This is a genomic window from Sphingomonas sp. H160509, from assembly GCF_024124765.2.
In the GTDB taxonomy this organism is placed as follows: domain Bacteria; phylum Pseudomonadota; class Alphaproteobacteria; order Sphingomonadales; family Sphingomonadaceae; genus Sphingomonas.
In genome coordinates this window covers 242,801-257,526 of the sequence record NZ_JAMXSR020000002.1, presented here as the reverse complement: position 1 = coordinate 257,526, position 14,726 = coordinate 242,801, and the positions used below count along the sequence as shown (strand labels likewise).

The following is a 14,726-nucleotide window of genomic DNA, read 5'->3' as shown; positions in this document are numbered from 1 at the left end:
TCGCCCAGGTTCGGCGATTCGAGCCGAGAGACCGACTGGCCAATGCCAGCAAAGCCCGCGACACAGCTGCTGTCACGCGAACGCGGACTTGGTGAAGGTCATTGGGCCGGCGAATGTTGCCGTCCGCGCAAATGCCACTCCAGCATTCGTCAAACGGTACGCATGTCGAGCAGGACGGCCGGGTTGTTCCGGTTCGCGCCATTCGGCCTCGACAAGCCCCTGGTCGGTCATGCGGATCAGTAGCGGGTACAGCGTTCCAGACAGAAGCCCCGTTTCTTTCATCAGATCGTAGCCGTGGCGCCACTGCTGCGTATGCGCCGCCAGCGCTTCCAACAAGATCAGCATTTGCTTCGATGGTCGACGATTACGGCCCATGCTCCTACTCAACCTAAGTAGAGTTATCTGTCAACTGCCGAGCAGGCAGTATGGACCTGCTATCCGCCGTTCCGACGGTGGTGCCTGCCTGCTGGCGGCCAGCGAACGCGCATGTCTCACAGCGCCAAACTATGCGCGATGCGGTAACGACGTGGATCAACCAATTTGATCCGTTCAAATGGCTGAACTTGATCGCGCTCTGCCATTATGAAGCGAAAAGAACAAACTGCCGAAGTTGGGACAGGGAAGCACCTAATGGATGATCGATAGCTGACGAAACACGCGCTGCCCTCCGGCTTCCGGGTAGACCCACATACGGCCGTTCGTGATCGATCGTACCGCGCCCAAAAACGGACGGACGTTAATCCGACGATACGAACCAGTTCACAGTTGTTTTCGAACCACGAATCAGCACCTGAACCAAGTGTAGCGTTTCTGGCGGGGCTAGGCCGATATGTGAGACGACTCGACTATCCGTTCCGATCCTGCTTCGCTAACATGGTCACATCGGAGAGGGTGACCGCGTGAGACTTGTTATCCGGCTTCTTGGACTCGCGGCGGCTTCGCTCGCTGCCGCTCCCACTTTGCCTGTTCCCTCCCAACTGCCGTACCAATGGAACAATGTCGTGATTGGTGGCGGCGGGTTCTCGCCCGCCATCGTGTTCAGCGTCGCTGAAAGGAACCTTGCATATTTGCGCACCGATGTGGGTGGCGCCTATCGCTGGGATGCCCTTACGCAGCGCTGGATTGCGCTTCAGGACGGCCAAGCGCAGAACAGCTACATGGGCGTCGAAAGCATCGCGCCGGACCCGGTAGACCCAGACATCATTTACCTCGCCGCAGGCATGTACTGCCGGCCAGCCTGCGGCGATCATGCGGAGCGCCGATCGCGGCGCTTCCTGGCAGATAACGCCGGTTCCCTTCAGCATGGGCGGCAACGAGGACGGTCGCGGTCTGGGCGAGCGCCTCGCGATCGATCCGGATCGGCGGACGCACCTGTTCTTCGGATCGCGGCACGACGGTCTTTGGGACAGTAAGGACAGCGGCCGGACGTGGCACAAGGTCGAGAGCTTCCCGTGGAAGGGGTTTGGCCGTCCCGCCGCGAACCACACCCATGGCGGCGTCTCCTTCGTCGTCTTCGGCCCGCCGGGCGAAACTGCCCTTGGCCGGTCGCGCGCCATGTATGCCGGCGTCGCAGACGCAACGGTGCAACACCTGTACCGCTCGACCGACGCCGGTCGAAGCTGGAGCGCCGTCGCCGGAGGTCCGGCCTCGACCATGCTGCCCGTCAAGGCGGCAGTAGACCAACAGGGCATGCTCTACATCGATTACTGCTCCGACATCGGTCCGAACGGGGTCGCACTAGGGGAGGTCTGGAAGCTCGACCCGAGGTCGGGCGGATGGACGAACATCACGCCTGCGCGCGGTGACGAGGCCGAGGGCGGCTACATGGGGCTCAGCCTCGATCGGCTCCATCCCGGCCGGCTGGCGGTGTCGACGGTCGATCGCTGGAACCATCGCGATACCGTCTGGCTGTCGTCCGACAGTGGCGCGCACTGGTCGAGCCTGCGGGAGCGGAGTTCACGCGATCTCTCGCCGGTGCCCTGGCTCCGGCTCGACAAGGGCGGGTTTGGCGGCTGGATCGCCGGTCTGGCGTTCGATCCGTTCGACGGTGCCACGCTTGCCTATGCTACGGGGCTGACTGTCAACGGCGGAGCAAAAAGTAGGCCAGCGGGGCGGAGTAAAAGCAGGCCACTTGAGGCCCGTGCTGACGATATGAAAAGGGCCCCGATCGGGGCCCTTTTCATATCGTTGCCGTTCTCGGTAAGGCGGTCAGGACGATAGTATCTTGCCGGTGTCCGGGTCGGACAGGACGCTGGCCTGGTTTTGCTCCGCCCCGCGGCGTCGGCGTCCGGTAGACTGCTTGAGACGGTAGCTGTCGCCATTCATCGTCAGGATGGTGGCGTGGTGGGTCAACCGGTCGAGCAGCGCGCCGGTCAGACGCTCGGAGGCGAGCACTTGCGTCCAGTCTTCGAATGGCAGGTTCGAGGTGATGATGGTCGAGCCGCGCTCGTAACGCTGCGACAGCACCTCGAAGAGCAGTTCGGCGCCAGTCGGGGACAACGGAACGTAGCCGAGTTCGTCGACTACGAGCAGCTTCACCGCCGCCATCTCACGCTGGAGCTTGAGCAGGCGTCGCTCGTCTCGTGCCTCCATCAGCTGGTTCACCAGCGAGGCCGCGGTAGTGAAGGCGACCGTGAAGCCCTTCTGGCAAGCCGCCAGGCCGAGTGCGAGGGCCACGTGCGTCTTGCCCGTACCGCTGTTGCCGAGCGCGATGACGTTCTCGCGGCGCATGATGTATTCGGACCGTGCGAGCTCGACCACCATCATCTTGTTCAGACTGGGAATGGCGTTGAAGTCGAACGTGTCGAAGCTCTTCACCGCCGGAAAACGGGCCGCGCGGATCCGTCGCTCGATGGTCCGGCGCTCGCGATCGATGAGCTCCAGCTCGATGAGCCGCAACAGGTACCGGGTGTGGTCGACCCCGCCTTGCGCGCATTCGCGCGCGACCTTTTCATATTCGCGCAGGATGGTCGGCAGCTTGAGCTGCTTGAGATGATGGGCGAGCAGAACCTGTGGCGTTCCGGCCATCGTCCCCACAGGCATAGCGTCTTTGCCCGTCATGCTGCCAGCACCGCATAGTCGGCCGCGCGCGTCGTCTTGACGTCCATCTTGGGCACGTGCGGATACGCCGCCAGATCAAGGCGCGGCAGACGGCGCTCGATACGCGCCAGCGCGATGAGTTTGACCGCGTCAAAACCGGGAGCGCCCAACTGGATGGCCTCGGTTACCGCGTTTGTGACGATAGGAAGCGGCATGGCTTCGAGCAGCCGCAGCACCTGGATGAACTCGCGTTTGCCCTTGTTCCCCATCCGGGCCTCGAGCAGGTGCCGCAGATGCTGGAAGATGTCCGGCAGGTTCCAGTCCCGAAGGGCCGCTGCCTGGTCGAGTGCGCCGGGTTTGGTCTCGATAAGCGCCAGATAGTGCAGCGGATTGGAGACGAATACGCCTTCGCCGTAGCAACGCGTGTGCCGGGCGATTTCCTCACCCGCGCAGAGGATGACGACCTCGTCGACGAACCCCTTCACGACCACGTCGCGGAAACCGTACGCGGTCGGCACCGAATAGTCGTTGGTCCGGTAGCGCACCAGCGCGGTCGACGACACGCGCCCGGCGCGCTTCTCACATGGCTCCAGCGGCACAGCCGGCAAACGGCGCAACGCTGCTACGTCGGCCACCAGCCGCCCGGCGATGGTCTGCGCGTGCTGACCGGCATGCTCGCTCTGCCGCGCGCGGCAGGACTGCGCGAACCTGGCGTTCAGGACATCGAAATTGGCAGCGGCCGGCACAGGCACCATGAAATTGTTGCGCGCAAACTTCACCAGCCCTTCGACCTTGCCTTTGTCATTGCCCCGCGCCGGACGTGCGAAACGGTCCTGAAACAAATAGTGGCTGACCAGCTCGGTGAAGGCACGCGTGCGCTCGCGCGTTCCGTCGCCGCAGATCTTCGCCACCGCGATGGTCGTGTTGTCGTAGAGGATGGAGAGCGGCACGCCTCCGAAGAACGCAAATGCCGACACGTGCCCGTCGAGAAACGCCTCGGTCGTCTCACGCGGATACGCCTTGAAGAAGCAGGCATCCGACTGCGGGAGCGACATGCAGAAATAGTGGATCTTCATCCGCTCTCCGCCGACGACCGCGACAGCCTCGCCAAAGTCGACCTGCGCATGCCCCGGTGGGTGCGCCAACGGCACGAAGGTCTCGCGCCCGCGCGCCCTGCACAGCCGCACATGGTCCTTCACCATCGTGTAGCCGCCCGTATAGCCATGCTCGTCGCGCAGGCGCTCGAAGATCCGTTTGGCCGTGTGTTGCTGCTTGCGCGGTGCCTCGCGGTCGGCCGCCAGGATTGCGTCGACAACCGGTAGCAGCGCCCCGAGCTTCGGCTTGGTCGGAGGCTTTGTCCGGCGGTATCCGGGCGGTGCCGAATACAGGCACATCTTGCGGACCGTATCCCGGTTCAGTCCGAACACCTCCGCTGCTTCCCGGCGACTATGGCCCTCGACGAATACAAACCGCCTGACCGCTGCGTAGCTCTCCACGACAAACATCTCCGCCGCTCCGCAAAGGGAGCAGCTTACCAACTGGCCGGATTTTTACTCCGCCCCCGACGGCAGTGCGCCGGCGGTCCTGTGGCCTGGTTTGTCACCGCCCTTCACAGAAATCGAGCTCCCTTGAAAACACCGTGATTGTTGGGGAACCCGCTGGTTACACGAAATGGTGTAGCCGCCGACCCGCTGCCGACGTTCACTACGCTAGAGAGCAGACAGTCGTAGAACTATGAAATTTCTGCGACGGAATTTGTCGAGCCTCCCGTTGAAGGAGCAGTCACAAGGAGAACGAGATGTCGAAGCTACGTTTTACCGCTGCCCTCACTGCAGCGTTGGTGCTCGCCGGAGCCGCAGATGCACAGACCGTCAACCAGCGTCAGGGACGTCAACAGGCGCGCATTAATCAGGGTGTCGCCAGCGGTCGCCTTACTGCCGGTGAGGCCGTTCGCGACGAGCGCCAGCAGGGTCGTATCAATGCCACTGAAGCGCGTATGCGCGCGAACAATGATGGCCACCTCAACGGCAACCAGCGTGCGCGCCTGGAGAACCGTCAGAACCGCGCCAGCGCGCATATCTACAACAGCAAGCACAATCGCCGCGGTTACTGAGCCACGGCCGGGGCGGCTCCTGCCGCCCCGGCCTTTCGTTTTGCTGTAGAGAGGCCCTCATGAACCGTCGTGATTTCGTTCAGGCGACGGCTGCGGTCGCCGCGGTCGCTGCAACCGGTGTGCGTGCTGCGAGCGTGCGACGACGGCCCAATCTTCTCTACGTTTTCAGCGATCAGCACCGCGCCGCGTCGCTGCCAGGCGAACCTTTCAACCAGGCCTCCGCCCCGAACCTCGACGCCTTCCGGCACGCGAACTTTTCGATGGACCGCTGCGTCTCCAACTATCCGCTATGCACGCCATATCGCGGTATCCTGATGAGTGGCCGCTGGCCGTATCAGACGGGTCTGACCCGCAACAACGTCGCGCTGCCGTCGAACGAAATCTCGCTCGGCCGCGTGTTCCGCGATGCCGGCTACCACACTGGCTATGTTGGCAAATGGCATCTGCAGGGTCGCGGGAACGCGTTCATACCCGCTGGTCCCGATCGCCAAGGGTTCGAAGACTGGCATGTTTGGGCGCGTACCAACGCGCACTACCGCTCCTGGACCTACGATCCCGATACTGGTGCCCGGATCCAGCCCGACGGCTGGAACTGCACCACGATGACCGATCAGGCGATCACGCTCATCGAGCAGCAGCACGGCGCGACCAAGCCCTGGATGTTGATGGTGTCGTGGAACCCGCCGCATCCGCCTTACAACCCGCCCGCGCAGGACGCTGAGCGTTACCCTCCCGACCAGCTCAAGCTGCGACCCAACGTCTCGTTTCCCCTGCAAGGGAAGTCCGCGGCCGGTGAGGCACGACCTCTGACCGGCGCCGAGCCGCTACGTACGGCCATGCAGGGCTATTATGGTGCGATCACCAGCGTCGATGCGGAGTTCGGGCGGCTGCTCGCTGCACTTGAGGCCAGCGGCCAGGCGGAAGACACGATCGTCGTCTACACCTCCGACCACGGCGATATGATGGGGTCGCAGGGCCGTATGGCAAAGCAGGTGCCCTTCGAGGAATCCTGCCGGGTTCCGTTCTTCATCCGCTATCCCGGCGTGACGCCAAAAGGCGGTACGTCCGACACACTGTTTGCTGCCATCGACATCTACCCGACCCTATGCGCGCTGGCGGGCCTACCAGTCCCGCGTCACTGTGCAGGACGGGACATGTCGGCCGTGATGCGCGGTGGCAGCTTCAAGGCGTCGCCAGCCGTGTTCCTGATGAACCAGTTGCCGCATGCAGGTGATGGTATCGCGGCAAACGGTGAGGATGGCGATGCAGGAGAGACGGCGTCCGAGAGCCCTGCGCGCGGGCCACGGGAGACCCGACCGGGTCACCAGTTCATCAACCAGCCAACCTATCGCGGTTTGCGGACCGACACCCATACCTACGCTGTTGCCGAGAGCGGTCGCTGGTGCCTCTACGACAACGTCGCCGACCCGTTCCAGATGAAGAATCTGGTCCGTGACCCGGCACACCAGGCGATGATGACGGGTTTCGACAAACAGATCGGGGCATGGTTGATCTCAGCTGGTGACCCCTTTCCACTGGACGACGCAGTGAAGCATATCACCGACTTCCCCACCTGAGCTCATGAGCTGTTGTCCTCCTGACCACTCGAGCCAGGCACCACGCACGCAGTCGCTGCATGTCGGGACTTGCTCCACCGCGACTGACCCGATGGTCGAGATTCCGGGGGGCGTGTTCCGGATGGGCTCGGACGATCCGCTTGGCTTCCCCGACGATGGGGGAGGGACCGGTTCGTGCCGTACGGCTCCGCCCCTTCTTGATCGATGCGACCGCCGTGACCAACGCATCTTTTGCGCTTTTCGTCGAGGCGACCGGCCATGTCACCGATGCCGAGCATCTGGGCTGGTCCTTCGTGTTCGTAGGCGAGACGCGATCTGGCGATCTGGTCGTGGAGCAAGCGCCGTGGTGGGCTGCAATCGACGGTGCCGACTGGCGCCAACCCTATGGCCCCAAGAGCGGCATAGACAACCACGGCGATCACCCGGTCGTCCATGTCTCGTGGCATGATGCGCTCGCCTATGCCGGCTGGGCCGGCAAGCGTCTGCCGACCGAAGCGGAATGGGAATGCGCGGCACGCGGGGGGCTCGACCAACAGCTCTATCCCTGGGGCAATGCATTGATGCCCGACGGCGATCCGCGCTGTCGGATCTGGGATGGACCGTTCCCAAATCGACGAGCCGGTGCCCTACCGCCCGGCACGGGGCCGGTGCGCGAGTTCCCGGCCAACGGCTACGGCGTTTACGGCATGGCGGGCAACGTCTGGGACTGGTGCGCCGACTGGTTCGATCCTGCGCACCATCTCTTTGCATCGCGGGACAATCCACACGGTCCCGCCAGTGGCGAGCGTCGGGTCCTGCGGGGCGGCTCGCATCTGTGCCACCCATCCTATTGCAATCGCTACCGTGTCGCGGCCCGTAGCAGTAGCACCCCTGAGAGCAGTACCGGGCATATCGGCTTTCGCTGTGCTCGAGACATGCCAAGCGGTGATTAGGTCGCGCGGGCGAAACGAGCTGCGACGGAAACCGCTGCCGGTAACGTTGAACGATAGTCCGGCTCAAATCCGGATGCGTAAGCAAAATGAGAGGTTATCATGAAGATGCTTATTCTGGCGGCTCTGGCCGCCACAACGACGCTCGGTGTTGCGTCGACCGCCGACGCTGCCCAGGGCTGCGGACGGGGCTTTCACCGCGGTGGCTATGGGCACTGCATTCCCAATCGCGGGCCTGGGTATGGGCGGCGCGGTCCGGTAATCGGCGTGTTCTACCCTGGCCGCGGTTATTGGCATGGCGGCCGCTATTGGGGGCACCGTTCCCGCTGGCATGGCGGGTGGCGCTACCGCTGAGTGAGTGATTGGCCGGGGCACCCGCGGTGCCCTGGCTCTACGTCACAACCCGTCCGCTGCGGTAAGCGGCCGACCGTAATTTGTCGTGAACAGCGTGTGGACCAGCTGCCCCGAATTGCCCCTCGGATTGGCAGGCGTCGATCCCTCGTAATTGGTTGGTACCCATCCCGGCACCGTCTGGGTCATCACCCCTGGCACGTCGAACGCACCCCCCGCCGAGCGGAATCGCGTGGTCGCGCAGGTAGTTCAGCAGGTCGACCGCGACCCGATAGCTGGTCAGATTGCCAAGGCCGATATCAGCGCCGAACCCGGCGGACCATTCATCGGCCCAAACCGGCATCTTGGTGCTGGGAATGCCGAAATCGACATCCCATTTGCTTTCGTCGTCACTTTCACGCTGATAGGGATGGACCGCGTAGACGACACGGCCGAGCGGATCGTTGATCGTCGGCACGCCGTCGAGCGTGCGACCGATCCCCAGCCCGTCGAGGACCATGACATTCTGGCTGCCGGCTGCACGCAGATGGTCGAGCAGCGGCTGCATGCCGACCGCAACGGGATCGCTCGCGCCGGCAGCATTGGTGCCGCCATTGGCCCATAGCGCCCAGTTCGCGGCGCTCTTGGCCGGTCGCGGCTCGTTGTACAGCTCATACAGCACGCCACGGTCCGCACCAAAGGTCGCGTTGAGCGCGTCCCAGTCGCGCACCGTCTCGGCGGTGGCAAAAGGGTTGAACCCCGTCTCGCCGCTGTTCGTCTCATCCTGCATCGAGATCATGACGACGAACCCGGCAGCGCGAGCCTGCTTGATCGCGGCGTTGACGCTGGCAGTATAGGCGGCATCGTAGAGTGGCGATTGCGGATCGAGCGACGGCTGACTGACCTGGAAGCGAAGGGTGTCGGCGCCGAACGCGGTCGCTGCGGCCAGTTCGGCCCCCCGTAGTTCACCGTTCCCGTGTATGTTCCCGGCAGATTGGCCTTCAAATACGAGGGCGTAGCGACAAAGCCGCGGATCACGACGCTCCGCGGCATCCAGGTTTGACCGTTGAGGGTGAGGTGAAGCCCGGACACGCCGACCGCCTGTGCAGCGACCGGCGTGGGAGCAGGTGTTGGCGTTGGCGTGGGGGAAGGTGCTGGCGATGGGGTCGGCGTTGCGCCCGGCACAACGGCAATAGGTGCTGACGTCGCACCACCCCCGCTACCGCAGGCGGAGACGCACAGGAGGGCAGCGGTCGTCATCAGACGCGTTATCAGAATTGTTCTCAACGGAGCGTGACCTTCTGTTCGGTTCTTTGCTCGTTGAACGGCGCGTCACAGCAAATCCGTCGCGACGCCCCCCGTCCCCATCCGCGTTAGCGATCGCGCTTGCGTATTCTGCTAGTCAACGCATTCGCAATGCTGTGCCGGTCCGCCTGCGGGAGCGTGGCGGCAAAATCCACGGCGCGATCTTCGACGATCGCACGGACCCGGGCGTCGTTCGCGCGAGCACGTGCAAGCGACGCCTTGATCGCGACAGCATTCGGTACCGGCTCACTCAACAGTTTTGCGGCCGCCGCCTTGGCGGCGTTGCTGTCGACGATGAGCGGTCGCACTGACGCTCTGGCCTGACGCAGGTTGGTACGGAATGCACGGCGCTCGTCGCGTGGCAGTTCCGAACCGATCACGCGCAGCGCGCCCGCGGCAATCATGCGGTGACCACCCTTCAGCCAGACCGTTCCGCCGACAAGTGCCCCCTGCGAGGAACAGGTTGAGCAGCAACGAGGCGACAACAAGAACGCGCATCCTACCCATTGCTGTCACTCCCGGTCGGAAGGTCGCCGAATACCGTCATGCTGTCCGCCTGACTTGCGGGTGTAAGGATCGTCGTAGCAGCGATACCGGCCGTGGCGCCTGACAGGGCCACGGTCATCCCGATCGCAGTCCACCAGAGTTTGACCGATCGCGCGATCGAGGTTCTGGGCGCACCCGCAAGGACACGGGCCGCGAGTATTTTACTGGGGACCGGTACCCGCCAGCCGTCGAGTGCCTCGTCGAGGTTCAGTGCGTCGGCGAGGATAGTTCTCCCCCTCTGGCGTTCTGGACACGCGCAACGCGTCATCCTTCTCGTCATCCGGCCACCGTGCGATCACACCGCCGTAAGCATCGGCCAGCGCTTGAAAACGCTCCAGGCTGAAAGGCTCAGATGTCACCGTTCGCTCCTTTCTGCGAAAGCTGTGCGCGCAAGGTCCGTCGACCGCGCGCCAGCAAGGATTCCAGCGCCTCGACGCTGACCCCCAGCGCTTCGGCTGCGGCTGCGCCCGTCAGATCCTGATAATGAACGAGCAATATGGCCTCTCGTTGACGTTCCGGTAGCGCTGCGATCGCTGCTGCCACAACCCCATCGCGTTCTGCCGCGACAAGCGCAGCCTCGGCATCGGGCGCAGGGTCGGCCAGGTCGACGACCGCATCGCTCGTGATCTCGCGCCGACGACGCAACCGATCGCGGCAAAGATTGAGCACGACTGTGTGCAGCCAGGTATCGAACCGCGCACGCCCCGGCTGCCAGCTGCTGGCTTGCCGCCAGACCCGAACGAACGCCTCCTGAGCGACGTCCTCCGCTTCGGCGGTATCGCGCAGCATGCGGTTCGCCAAACCGACGATGCGCGGGAGCTTGCCCGTGACGAGCAAGCGCGCCGCTGTCGGATCGCCGCGTGAGAGGCGTGACAGCAAGGCAACATCGGGATCGGGGTTGTCCAAACTGGGCGCACCTTACCGGCATGATTCCTTACCCGATGTCATTCGCCGGCGTCGTCGGCTGGACCGGCGCCACGATTGGTGGCCGAGGCGTGCCCAGCCTTGCGTTCCTCACGGGTCAGCCGACCGTCGCCATTGATGTCCAGCCGGTGGAAGCGCTTGCTGGCGGCCCTATCGATCTCCGGTCGATCCACGGACCCGTCGCCGTTGCGGTCGAGACGCGTGAACCGCTTGGCGGGGGCGCCCTTGCCGTTAGTCATTGCTGCGACGAATTCGGCTCGGCTGACCCGGCCGTCGTGGCTGGTATCTGCTGCCATCACTTTGCGTTCGCGACGCTGCTGGAACTGCTGAAGGCTCCAACCTACGGCGTTATCGCGCCGGTTCGATGACTGCGCAGCGCCCAAGCTGGCGGGATTGGTAGTCTGGGCATTGTTGGCGACGGTTGATTGCGCGTGATCGCCGCCAGGCTGCTTTGCGCACGCCGCTGTGGGAAGAGTGCCAGCGACCATCAACGCCAACGCTGCGATCCGCCGATCGATCATGATCATGAGCTGCCTATCCCGATTGAACCTGTGTTGTCCGGTTCAACGTCAGGCTGATCTGTTTCCGTCGGTTGTGCGAACGAAAAAGGCGGTGCAGCCTTCAGCGTAATCCATGTGGATCAGGCTTGATGTATTAGCTCTGACGACGGCGATCAGGCACATCCAACGTCACTACTTCCCCGTCAACGCGAGAGACACAAGTGCACAGTAGGTCATTCGACGCCTTCTGTTCTTCACTAAAAAAACATCACGGTGATCAAGACGCCCGTCAATTTTGAGAATTGGCAGGACGCACAATCCGCATTCCCCACGACGGCAATATGCAATCATCGGGACGCCGCTGCGTTCCAGCGCATCGAGCAGCGATTCATCGGCAGCGACGTTGATCGCTAGGTCGAGCCGCGGGATCTCGACACGGAATGCCGTAGCAGCGAAGCGTCCACTATTACCGAACGTCTCGAAACGCAGCTGCTCGATAGGTCGACCGTACGACCGCCACAGCAATTTCGCATCCTCCAGCAACGCGATCGGGCCGCAGATATACAGTTCGCCGTCGGGTTGCATCCTGGAGATAACGGCGTTCAGATCGATCCGTTCGTTCTCCTCTGCAACGAACGTTTCCAGCCGAGTTCCGAGATGCGCGCGCAGATCCGTTGCGAACGCGAGATCAGCTTGTGTCCTCGCGGCGTATAGCACTTTGACAGGAACATTCGTCGCGGCCAGCGTCAGCGCCATTCCATAGATCGGGGTGATACCAATGCCGCCGGCGACCAACACATATTCGGGTGCAGCGAAGCCAAGATCGAAATGATTAGCGGGCTGCGACAGCTGAAGATTGGCACCAGGCTCGAGGCTCCACATGTAGCGCGAGCCACCCCGGCCGTCCGCCAACCGTTTGACCGCGATGCGGTATAGCCCGTCCCGGCACGTGCCAACGACCGAATAGCTCCGGGTAACAGGGCGGCCGTCGATCAGGACGATGATGTTGATATGGCTGCCGGGAGAAGGGGCTACGAAGCGGCCTTCGCGTTTGATCGTGAACAGGCGAATGTCCGGCGTCAGATCGGCAATATCGACTAGCTTGGCGGACTCCCAGTCAAGCTTCGTGCTCAAGACGCCGAGCCCCTCGCGTTCTCGTGTGCACACATGCGATCGATGGCCTTGCGTGCCCACAGCGCACCTGCATCGATGTTAAGATTATAAAACGGCGTGCGCGGGTTAGCGGTGATCGCTTTCTGCTGCGCTTCCAGCACGACATGGTCCTGGTCGTAGACGCCCGTTCCGCCGTTCACGTGTGCGATGTTGAGGGCACGGGTCAGGTCCGCATCCTCACGGCGGAACTTGCGGACGAAATTCCAGAAATAATGACAGGTCGTGTCGGTAGCGGGCGCGATAGCGGCGAGAAAAGCGCCTTCGACGCCCTGCGATTTATCGCCCTCGGGAGCGCCGCTTCCGGCAACTGCGACACCGACCTGCCCGACGACCGTTGACGGTGCCTGAAAGTACACAACCTGCCAACGATCTACCGTACCTGGTGACCTGCTCCCCAGAATTCATGCCATTGGTAAGTTAGCTCGTCAGATGGAGACGAGTGATGCGGCGAGGCCGATTTACCGAAGAGCAGATCATTGGGGTCCTGCGCGAGCATGAGGCTGGCGTGAAGACCGCCGAGCTGTGCCGGAAGCACGGGATCAGCGACGCGACGTTCTACAACTGGAAGGCGAAGTATGGCGGCATGACCGTGTCGGAGGCGGCGCGGTTGCGGACGCTGGAGGACGAGAACCGATGGCTGAAGAAGCTGCTGGCGGAGTCGATGCTCGACGTGTCGGCGCTGAAGGATCTGCTGGGAAAAAACTGACCCGGTCTGGAGATCGCTACGCTGCGGTGGAGAAGCTGATGGCCGACCACAGCTTCTCCGAGCGTCGCGCCTGCAGGCTGATCGGGGTCAACCGGTCGGCGTGGCAATATGAGCCGCTTCGCGGGAAGGACGATGCTGTCCGCGAACGGATGCGCGAGATCGCGAACGAACGTCGTCGCTTCGGCTATCGACGGCTGGCGATCCTGCTCAAGCGGGAGGGCAAGGGCATGAACCTGAAGAAGGTGTATCGGCTGTATCGCGAGGAGCGACTGACGGTGCGCAAGCGTGGCGGTCGCAAGCGCGCACTGGGCACGCGGGCGCCGATGGCGATCCCGCAAGAACCCAACCAGCGCTGGTCGCTCGACTTCGTATCGGACTCGTTGGCCTGCGGCCGGCGGTTCCGCATGCTCAACGTCATCGACGACTACAGCCGGGAATGCCTGGGATGCATCGTCGACACCTCGCTGTCGGGGTCGGCGGGTCGTTCGCGAGCTGAGCGCCATCGCCGAGCGTCGCGGGCTGCCGTGCATGGTGGTCAGCGACAACGGCACCGAGCTGACCAGTCATGCCGTCCTCGCCTGGTGTCAGGACACCGGGGTCGAGTGGCACTACATCGCCCCGGGGAAGCCGCAGCAGAATGGCTTTGTGGAATCGTTCAATGGTCGCTTGCGCGACGAGTGCCTGAACGAACACCTGTTCCCCTCGCTGGCTGCGGCGAGACGGATCATCGAGGCATGGCGGACGGACTACAACACCGTGCGTCCGCACAGCAGTCTTGGCGGGATGGCTCCCGCCGAGTTTACGAACCGCCCCCGCCAGGGGCATATGGACACCGAAGCTAAGTTATCAGCGGCCTGAAAACGGGGAGCAGGTCACTGGTCGTCCAAGTTGCTTCGCCCAGAAAGGCGGTGGCTCGCCGGCCATCGGGAATATCGCTATGCCCCCCTGCCCTCTTGGTCAGTCTTCGACGTCGGTACTCGGATCAGCAATCTGCGCGTGTCTTCCGACACCCTGCCGACGGTCATCGCCACCAGCTCGGAGCGACGGAACGCCCCCCGCCATCCCGATCGCCAGTAATGCTCGGTCACGATACGACCGCAGATCCTCGCCATCGATCGTCCGCATCATGTCACGCATCACCTCGCCATCCGCGGGGCGCTTCTTACCCGACGGATCGTCGCGCTCGTCGCGGCGGATGGCACGCATGGCTTTTTCCAACCGTGCGCCGTCTGGCTGCTGCGTCGGCGGATCGAACCCCGCTGCGCGGTGCGCAAAGACGATCGCCGACAGCCGTTGCACCAAAGGCGGTATAAATACCAAGCTGCACGCCGTTACCGATGCAGAAGGTAGACCGTTCAGCTTCTTCATGACGGCTGGCTAGGTCAGCGACTACACCGGCGCTGCCGCGCTGCTTGACGATCTACCAAAGGCGCAGTGTGAGGGCATTCAGTATTAGAATTGCCCAGCACAGCAAATTCGCACGGAGGACATCGCAAGACTTTCGGGCCGCCTCTGAGAATTTGATGACGATCACATTCGACGAGAGCGACGTATTCGAAACGGCCCTTACCGACGCCGACGTTC

The 14,726-nt window shown here is 63.2% G+C and carries 17 protein-coding genes and 2 pseudogenes; 7 read left to right on the top strand and 12 right to left on the bottom strand.

The window, feature by feature from the left end; translation table 11 throughout:
* Positions 1-72 precede the first annotated feature (72 nt).
* Positions 73-345, bottom strand: coding sequence for a PadR family transcriptional regulator (locus NHF48_RS02925; protein WP_253070169.1), 273 nt, complete (start codon positions 343-345; stop codon positions 73-75).
* A gap of 500 nt (positions 346-845) precedes the next feature.
* On the bottom strand, positions 846-1,304 hold the full coding sequence (locus tag NHF48_RS02920) for a hypothetical protein (protein WP_253070168.1): 459 nt from the start codon (positions 1,302-1,304) through the stop codon (positions 846-848).
* Between NHF48_RS02920 and NHF48_RS02915 the strand changes: the two genes are divergently transcribed.
* On the top strand, positions 1,303-2,220 hold the full coding sequence (locus tag NHF48_RS02915; RefSeq protein WP_253070167.1) for a hypothetical protein: 918 nt from the start codon (positions 1,303-1,305) through the stop codon (positions 2,218-2,220). The genes NHF48_RS02920 and NHF48_RS02915 overlap by 2 nt on opposite strands.
* Here NHF48_RS02915 and istB read toward each other — a convergent pair.
* Together istB and istA are read right to left on the bottom strand one after the other, a co-directional pair.
* Positions 2,209-3,060, bottom strand: coding sequence for an IS21-like element helper ATPase IstB (istB, locus tag NHF48_RS02910; protein ID WP_274705113.1), 852 nt, complete (start codon positions 3,058-3,060; stop codon positions 2,209-2,211). The genes NHF48_RS02915 and istB overlap by 12 nt on opposite strands.
* Entirely contained in the window at positions 3,057-4,544 is a 1,488-nt protein-coding gene (gene istA, locus NHF48_RS02905; protein ID WP_253070166.1) for an IS21 family transposase, read from the bottom strand. Before istA ends, istB begins: the two co-directional genes overlap by 4 nt.
* Positions 4,545-4,837: 293 nt before the next feature.
* Here istA and NHF48_RS02900 point away from each other — a divergent pair, with 293 nt between their 5' ends.
* The 4 genes from NHF48_RS02900 to NHF48_RS02885 all read left to right on the top strand — a co-directional run bounded on the left by NHF48_RS02900 (position 4,838) and on the right by NHF48_RS02885 (position 8,012).
* The gene (locus tag NHF48_RS02900; RefSeq protein WP_253070165.1) at positions 4,838-5,152 is read left to right on the top strand and encodes a hypothetical protein; all 315 of its coding nucleotides are present in this window, start codon (positions 4,838-4,840) and stop codon (positions 5,150-5,152) included.
* A 59-nt stretch (positions 5,153-5,211) separates the two neighbouring features.
* Positions 5,212-6,729, top strand: a complete 1,518-nt coding sequence (locus tag NHF48_RS02895; protein ID WP_253070164.1) for a sulfatase family protein — start codon at positions 5,212-5,214, stop codon at positions 6,727-6,729.
* Between the two features lie 59 nt (positions 6,730-6,788).
* Positions 6,789-7,661, top strand: coding sequence for a formylglycine-generating enzyme family protein (locus NHF48_RS02890; protein ID WP_342454551.1), 873 nt, complete (start codon positions 6,789-6,791; stop codon positions 7,659-7,661).
* A gap of 99 nt (positions 7,662-7,760) precedes the next feature.
* Positions 7,761-8,012, top strand: coding sequence for a GCG_CRPN prefix-to-repeats domain-containing protein (locus tag NHF48_RS02885; RefSeq protein WP_253070163.1), 252 nt, complete (start codon positions 7,761-7,763; stop codon positions 8,010-8,012).
* A 37-nt stretch (positions 8,013-8,049) separates the two neighbouring features.
* On the opposite strand, the gene NHF48_RS02880 is transcribed toward NHF48_RS02885, so the two are convergent.
* From NHF48_RS02880 to NHF48_RS02850, 7 genes are all read right to left on the bottom strand, one after another.
* Complete coding sequence (locus NHF48_RS02880; RefSeq protein WP_253072317.1) at positions 8,050-8,937, bottom strand: cellulase family glycosylhydrolase; 888 nt, start codon at positions 8,935-8,937, stop codon at positions 8,050-8,052.
* A 424-nt stretch (positions 8,938-9,361) separates the two neighbouring features.
* Positions 9,362-9,697, bottom strand: coding sequence for a periplasmic heavy metal sensor (locus NHF48_RS02875; protein WP_253070162.1), 336 nt, complete (start codon positions 9,695-9,697; stop codon positions 9,362-9,364).
* Between the two features lie 303 nt (positions 9,698-10,000).
* Positions 10,001-10,198: a hypothetical protein gene (locus NHF48_RS02870; protein ID WP_253070161.1), complete on the bottom strand. Its 198-nt coding sequence runs from the start codon at positions 10,196-10,198 to the stop codon at positions 10,001-10,003.
* The gene (locus NHF48_RS02865; protein WP_263816667.1) at positions 10,188-10,745 is read right to left on the bottom strand and encodes an RNA polymerase sigma factor; all 558 of its coding nucleotides are present in this window, start codon (positions 10,743-10,745) and stop codon (positions 10,188-10,190) included. Before NHF48_RS02865 ends, NHF48_RS02870 begins: the two co-directional genes overlap by 11 nt.
* A 38-nt stretch (positions 10,746-10,783) precedes the next feature.
* Entirely contained in the window at positions 10,784-11,290 is a 507-nt protein-coding gene (locus NHF48_RS02860; protein WP_253070159.1) for an EF-hand domain-containing protein, read from the bottom strand.
* A gap of 165 nt (positions 11,291-11,455) precedes the next feature.
* Positions 11,456-12,397 carry a PDR/VanB family oxidoreductase gene (locus NHF48_RS02855; protein WP_253070158.1) on the bottom strand — a complete coding sequence of 314 codons (942 nt, stop codon included), beginning with the start codon at positions 12,395-12,397 and terminating at the stop codon, positions 11,456-11,458.
* A complete protein-coding gene (locus NHF48_RS02850; RefSeq protein ID WP_263817011.1) occupies positions 12,394-12,834 on the bottom strand; it encodes a hypothetical protein in 441 nt (146 codons plus the stop codon). The genes NHF48_RS02855 and NHF48_RS02850 overlap by 4 nt, the downstream gene beginning before the upstream one ends.
* 44 nt (positions 12,835-12,878) lie before the next feature.
* On the opposite strand from NHF48_RS02850, the pseudogene NHF48_RS02845 reads away from it, so the two are divergent.
* Positions 12,879-14,000 (top strand): annotated as a pseudogene (locus NHF48_RS02845) (IS3 family transposase).
* Positions 14,001-14,099: 99 nt separating this feature from the next.
* Here NHF48_RS02845 and NHF48_RS02840 read toward each other — a convergent pair.
* Complete coding sequence (locus NHF48_RS02840; protein ID WP_253070156.1) at positions 14,100-14,348, bottom strand: hypothetical protein; 249 nt, start codon at positions 14,346-14,348, stop codon at positions 14,100-14,102.
* 91 nt (positions 14,349-14,439) lie between these two features.
* Between NHF48_RS02840 and NHF48_RS02835 the strand changes: the two are divergent.
* Positions 14,440-14,520, top strand: a pseudogene (locus NHF48_RS02835) (IS5/IS1182 family transposase); the annotation flags it as partial.
* Positions 14,521-14,726: the final 206 nt, after the last annotated feature.